This is a genomic window from Citrobacter sp. wls827, from assembly GCF_005280875.1.
GTDB lineage: Bacteria > Pseudomonadota > Gammaproteobacteria > Enterobacterales > Enterobacteriaceae > Citrobacter > Citrobacter youngae.
In genome coordinates, this window is sequence record NZ_SZWR01000018.1 from 349,252 (window position 1) to 355,307 (window position 6,056).

The 6,056-nt window shown below is 54.0% G+C and carries 6 protein-coding genes; all 6 read left to right on the top strand.

Annotated features, from left to right (window positions below; genetic code table 11):
* The first annotated feature begins 45 nt into the window (after positions 1-45).
* The 6 genes from FDX03_RS14890 (at position 46) to gudD (ending at position 6,029) form a co-directional block, all read left to right on the top strand.
* Complete coding sequence (locus FDX03_RS14890; RefSeq protein ID WP_048213080.1) at positions 46-375, top strand: YqcC family protein; 330 nt, start codon at positions 46-48, stop codon at positions 373-375.
* Complete coding sequence (gene truC / locus FDX03_RS14895; RefSeq protein WP_061068487.1) at positions 375-1,157, top strand: tRNA pseudouridine(65) synthase TruC; 783 nt, start codon at positions 375-377, stop codon at positions 1,155-1,157. Before FDX03_RS14890 ends, truC begins: the two co-directional genes overlap by 1 nt.
* 19 nt (positions 1,158-1,176) lie before the next feature.
* Positions 1,177-1,626 carry a flavodoxin gene (locus tag FDX03_RS14900; protein ID WP_005130932.1) on the top strand — a complete coding sequence of 150 codons (450 nt, stop codon included), beginning with the start codon at positions 1,177-1,179 and terminating at the stop codon, positions 1,624-1,626.
* 346 nt (positions 1,627-1,972) lie between these two features.
* Positions 1,973-3,325, top strand: coding sequence for a galactarate/glucarate/glycerate transporter GudP (gudP, locus tag FDX03_RS14905; protein ID WP_061068486.1), 1,353 nt, complete (start codon positions 1,973-1,975; stop codon positions 3,323-3,325).
* Between the two features lie 2 nt (positions 3,326-3,327).
* Positions 3,328-4,668 carry an enolase C-terminal domain-like protein gene (locus FDX03_RS14910; RefSeq protein ID WP_086523435.1) on the top strand — a complete coding sequence of 447 codons (1,341 nt, stop codon included), beginning with the start codon at positions 3,328-3,330 and terminating at the stop codon, positions 4,666-4,668.
* Positions 4,669-4,688: 20 nt separating this feature from the next.
* Complete coding sequence (gene gudD / locus FDX03_RS14915) at positions 4,689-6,029, top strand: glucarate dehydratase (RefSeq protein WP_061068484.1); 1,341 nt, start codon at positions 4,689-4,691, stop codon at positions 6,027-6,029.
* The last annotated feature ends 27 nt before the right edge of the window (positions 6,030-6,056 follow it).

Below are 6,056 nucleotides of genomic sequence, written 5' to 3' on the forward strand. Positions count from 1 at the left end.
GGTGCTATTCTTCGCGCCAGATTTTTCATCATTGAGGTTAATTTCATGACGACTCATGACCGTGTGCGCGAGCAGTTGCATGCGCTTGAAGCACTGCTGCGTGAACATAATCACTGGCGGATGGATGAGCCAGAAGCGCATCTGTTTTCCAGCACGCAGCCTTTTTGTATGGATACCATGGAGCCGGTTGAATGGCTGCAGTGGGTGTTGATTCCCCGCATGCATGCGCTGCTTGATAATGCGCAGCCACTTCCAGAAGCGTTCGCTATTGCGCCATATTATGAAATGGCGCTGGCAGCCGATCATCCACAGCGCGATGTGATCCTGATTGCATTGCAGGATCTGGATGCGCTATTTACCAGTGATAACGCCTGATGCTGGAGATTCTCTATCAGGACCAATGGCTGGTTGCAGTCAACAAACCTTCGGGCTGGCTGGTTCATCGCAGTTGGCTCGACCGCGATGAGAAAGTGGTGGTAATGCAAACGGTGCGCGACCAGATTGGTCAGCACGTTTTTACCGCCCACCGACTCGACAGACCGACATCCGGTGTGCTGTTGATGGGGCTGTCCAGCGAGGCCGGACGACGGCTGGCACAGCAGTTTGAGCAGCATCAAATCCAAAAACGCTATCATGCGATTGTGCGTGGCTGGCTGATGGATGATGCCGTGCTGGATTATCCTTTGGTGGAAGAGCTGGACAAGATTGCCGATAAATTTGCCCGTGACGACAAAGGCCCACAGCCTGCGGTAACCCATTATCGCGGCCTGGCGACGGTTGAAATGCCGGTGGCGACCGGACGTTATCCGACCACCCGTTACGGGCTGGTGGAGCTGGATCCTAAAACCGGTCGAAAACACCAGCTCAGACGTCACTTGGCGCATTTGCGTCATCCGATTATTGGCGACAGCAAGCACGGTGATTTGCGACAAAACCGCAGCGCCGCGGAGCATTTCGGTTGTCAGCGATTAATGCTGCATGCCAGCCAGCTTGCGCTGACCCATCCTTTCACCGGCGAACCTCTGGTTATTCGCGCCGGGCTGGATGACGTCTGGATGCAGGCGCTATCACAGTTTGGCTGGCGTGGACTTCTCCCTGAGAATGAAAGGGTTGAGTTCAGCGGGCTGTCAGGTCAGGATAAGCAGATAGATTCTTAAGTCCCAGGAGATTACGGTTATGGCGGAAATTGGAATTTTTGTCGGCACGATGTACGGAAACGCGCTGCTGGTTGCCGAAGAGGCCGAAGCTATCCTCGCAAATCAGGGGCATAAAGCTACGGTTTATGAAGATCCGGAACTGGCTGACTGGGAAAAGTACAAAGACAAGTACATCCTGGTCGTAACGTCAACGACGGGACAAGGCGATCTGCCGGACAGCATCGTGCCGCTGTTTCAGGGAATTAAAGACCAACTGGGTTATCAGCCCGACGTTCACTACGGCATTATTGCACTCGGTGACAGTTCATATGCCAATTTCTGCGGCGGTGGTAAGCAGTTTGATGCGCTTTTGCAGGAACAGAGCGCCCAGCGTGTAGGTGAGATGCTGCTGATTGATGCCGGTGAACATCCGGAACCGGAAAGCGAATCCAACCCCTGGGTAGAACACTGGGCAACGCTCCTCAAATAGAATATTACCCAACCATCCGCACAGTTCGAATCATAAGCCGGGTAAGGCGTCGCCATTACCCGGCAATAAATCCCCCTCAAACGCCAATTTCGTGAAGCATCTTCCATTCCCTTAGGCTTATGCCATAAACAACCTCATTCACCCCTCGCAATGTTGTGTTTTTGCACGGTGAGGGTAAGAGGCACTCCTTCATATACTTTTCCCGTCAGTTCCCGAAAAGGCAGCGAGTCAGAATAAAACGGCCCTGAGCTGTACCAAAACTGCCACACACTAACCTCTCATTCTGATCACCCTACAGGTGCTGTACAGAATGAACTGGCGAAAGCCACGATTCAGGAGTGCAACAATGAGTTCATTAAGTCAGGCGGCGAGCAGCGCGGAAAAACGCACTAACGCTCGCTACTGGATAGTGGTGATGTTGTTTATCGTCACATCCTTCAACTACGGCGACCGCGCCACCTTATCCATTGCCGGCTCTGAGATGGCCAAAGACATTGGCCTTGATGCCGTCGGGATGGGGTATGTATTTTCCGCTTTTTCATGGGCCTATGTTATCGGCCAGATCCCCGGCGGCTGGTTGCTTGACCGCTTTGGTTCAAAACGTGTTTATTTCTGGTCCATCTTTATCTGGTCCATGTTTACCCTGCTGCAGGGCTTCGTCGATATCTTTAGCGGCTTCGGCATTATCGTTGCGTTGTTTACCCTGCGCTTCCTGGTGGGGTTAGCTGAAGCGCCATCCTTCCCCGGCAACAGTCGCATTGTTGCGGCATGGTTCCCGGCACAGGAGAGGGGCACGGCGGTCGCAATCTTTAACTCTGCGCAGTACTTTGCCACCGTTATCTTCGCGCCAATCATGGGCTGGCTGACCCACGAAGTAGGCTGGTCACACGTATTCTTCTTTATGGGTGGACTCGGGATCATCATCAGCTTTGTCTGGCTGAAGGTGATTCATGAACCAAACCAGCACCCGGGTGTAAACCAAAAAGAGCTGGACTACATTGCCGAAGGTGGCGCACTGATCAACATGGATCAGGCAGCCGCTAAAGCTAAAGTTCCGTTCAGCGTGAAATGGGGACAAATCAAACAGTTGTTGGGTTCCCGCATGATGATCGGTATCTACATCGGTCAGTACTGTATTAACGCGCTGACCTACTTCTTTATCACCTGGTTCCCGGTCTATCTGGTACAGGCGCGCGGTATGTCGATTCTGAAAGCGGGATTTGTCGCGTCGGTCCCGGCTATTTGCGGATTCGCAGGCGGCGTGCTCGGCGGCATTATTTCCGACTGGCTGATGCGTCGCACCGGTTCGCTGAATATCGCCCGTAAAACGCCAATCGTGTTGGGTATGTTGCTGTCAATGGTGATGGTGTTCTGTAACTACGTCAACGTTGAGTGGATGATTATCGGCTTTATGGCGCTGGCCTTCTTCGGTAAAGGTATTGGTGCACTGGGCTGGGCGGTAATGGCAGACACGGCCCCCAAAGAGATTAGCGGCCTGAGCGGCGGCCTGTTCAATATGTTCGGTAATATCTCCGGCATCGTGACACCGATTGCTATTGGCTACATTGTGGGCACGACGGGGTCGTTTAATGGTGCCTTGATTTACGTTGGGGTGCATGCGCTGATTGCTGTGGTGAGCTATCTGGTGCTGGTCGGGGATATTAAACGTATCGAACTGAAACCTGTCGCAGGACAATGATGATGACAACACAATCAAGCCCCGTTATTACCGATATGAAGGTCATCCCGGTGGCCGGGCATGACAGCATGCTGCTCAATATTGGTGGTGCGCACAACGCATATTTCACTCGCAATATTGTGGTTCTTACCGATAACGCCGGTAATACCGGCGTCGGTGAAGCGCCGGGCGGTGAAGTGATTTATCAGACTCTGGTTGACGCTATCCCGATGGTATTGGGTCAGGAAGTGGCCCGCCTGAATAAGGTGGTCCAGCAGGTACATAAAGGCAATCAGGCTGCTGACTTTGATACTTTCGGCAAAGGTGCCTGGACATTTGAGCTGCGCGTCAATGCGGTGGCGGCGCTGGAGGCCGCGCTGCTGGATCTGCTGGGCAAAGCGCTGAATGTACCGGTCTGCGAGCTGTTAGGTCCGGGTAAGCAGCGTGATGCAGTGACCGTGCTCGGGTATCTGTTCTATGTAGGCGATCGCTGCAAAACCGATTTGCCGTATCTGGAAAGTACGCCGGGTAAACATGAGTGGTATCAATTACGTCACCAGCAAGCGATGACCAGCGACGCGGTGGTGCGTCTGGCGCAGGCGTCACAGGATCGTTATGGCTTTAAAGATTTCAAACTGAAGGGCGGTGTGCTGCCGGGTGAGCAAGAAATTGAAACCGTCCGTGCGCTGAAAGCATGTTTCCCGGATGCGCGTATTACCGTCGATCCAAACGGTGCCTGGCTGCTGGATGAAGCCATCTCCCTGTGTAAAGGCCTGAATGATGTGCTGACCTATGCCGAAGATCCGTGCGGCGCTGAACAGGGCTTTTCCGGGCGCGAAGTGATGGCCGAGTTCCGCCGCGCGACTGGTTTGCCGGTGGCGACCAACATGATTGCTACCAACTGGCGCGAAATGGGCCACGCGGTAATGCTGAATGCAGTCGATATTCCGCTGGCCGATCCGCACTTCTGGACGCTTTCCGGCGCGGTACGCGTGGCGCAGTTGTGCGATGACTGGGGCCTGACCTGGGGATGCCATTCTAATAACCACTTTGATATTTCGCTGGCGATGTTCACCCACGTCGGTGCGGCTGCGCCGGGTAATCCAACGGCTATTGATACCCACTGGATCTGGCAGGAGGGTGATTGCCGCCTGACCAAAAATCCGCTGGAGATTAAAAACGGAAAAATTGCGGTACCCGATGCGCCCGGTCTGGGCGTGGAACTGGACTGGGATCAGGTGCAGAAAGCGCATGAAGCCTATAAGGCGCTGCCCGGCGGCGCGCGTAATGACGCAGGCCCAATGCAGTATCTGATCCCCGGATGGACTTTTGACCGTAAACGTCCCGTTTTCGGCCGCCACTAATTTTGAATAAGGACTTAATTATGAGCGCACAATTTTCTACCCCACTGGTTACCTCTATGCAGGTTATTCCGGTTGCGGGTCATGACAGTATGCTGATGAACCTGAGCGGCGCACATGCTCCGTTCTTCACGCGCAATATTGTGATTATTAAAGATAACTCCGGTCATACCGGCGTGGGTGAAATTCCCGGCGGAGAAAAAATCCGTAAAACGCTGGAAGATGCGATTCCGCTGGTGGTGGGCAAAACGTTAGGTGAATACAAAAACGTACTGAATACGGTACGCAATACCTTTGCCGATCGGGATGCCGGTGGGCGTGGTTTGCAGACCTTCGATTTACGTACCACTATTCATGTGGTTACCGGGATCGAAGCGGCAATGTTGGATCTGTTAGGCCAGCACCTGGGGGTGAATGTCGCGTCTCTGCTGGGTGATGGCCAGCAGCGTAGCGAAGTAGAAATGCTGGGGTATCTGTTCTTCGTCGGCAACCGTAAAGCGACGCCGCTGCCGTATCAGAGTCAGCCGGATGAGAAGTGCGACTGGTATCGTCTGCGCCATGAAGAGGCCATGACCCCGGATGCGGTTGTGCGCCTGGCTGAAGCTGCGTATGAGAAATATGGCTTTAACGACTTTAAACTGAAAGGTGGCGTGCTGGCAGGGGAAGAGGAAGCGGAATCTATCGTCGCGTTGGCGAAGCGTTTCCCGCAGGCCCGCGTAACGCTCGATCCCAACGGCGCCTGGTCGTTGAATGAAGCGATCAAGATCGGTAAGTATCTGAAAGGATCGCTGGCTTATGCTGAAGATCCATGTGGCGCGGAGCAGGGGTTCTCTGGGCGTGAAGTGATGGCGGAATTCCGCCGCGCTACTGGCCTGCCGACGGCGACCAATATGATTGCTACCGACTGGCGTCAGATGGGGCACACGCTGTCGTTGCAATCTGTGGATATTCCGCTGGCTGACCCGCATTTCTGGACCATGCAGGGGTCTGTTCGCGTAGCGCAGATGTGTCATGAGTTTGGCCTCACCTGGGGTTCACACTCTAACAACCACTTTGATATTTCGCTGGCGATGTTCACTCATGTGGCGGCGGCTGCGCCGGGTAAAATTACGGCCATTGATACCCACTGGATCTGGCAGGAAGGTAACCAACGCCTGACCAAAGAACCGTTCGACATTAAAGGCGGCATGGTACAGGTACCAGCGAAGCCGGGTCTGGGTGTAGAACTGGATATGGACCAGGTGATGAAAGCGCACGAACTGTACCAGCAACATGGCCTGGGAGCGCGTGATGACGCGATGGGAATGCAGTACCTGATCCCGAACTGGACCTTCGATAATAAACGCCCATGCATGGTGCGCTAAGTGTTATGCCGGTTCTGACAGGAACCG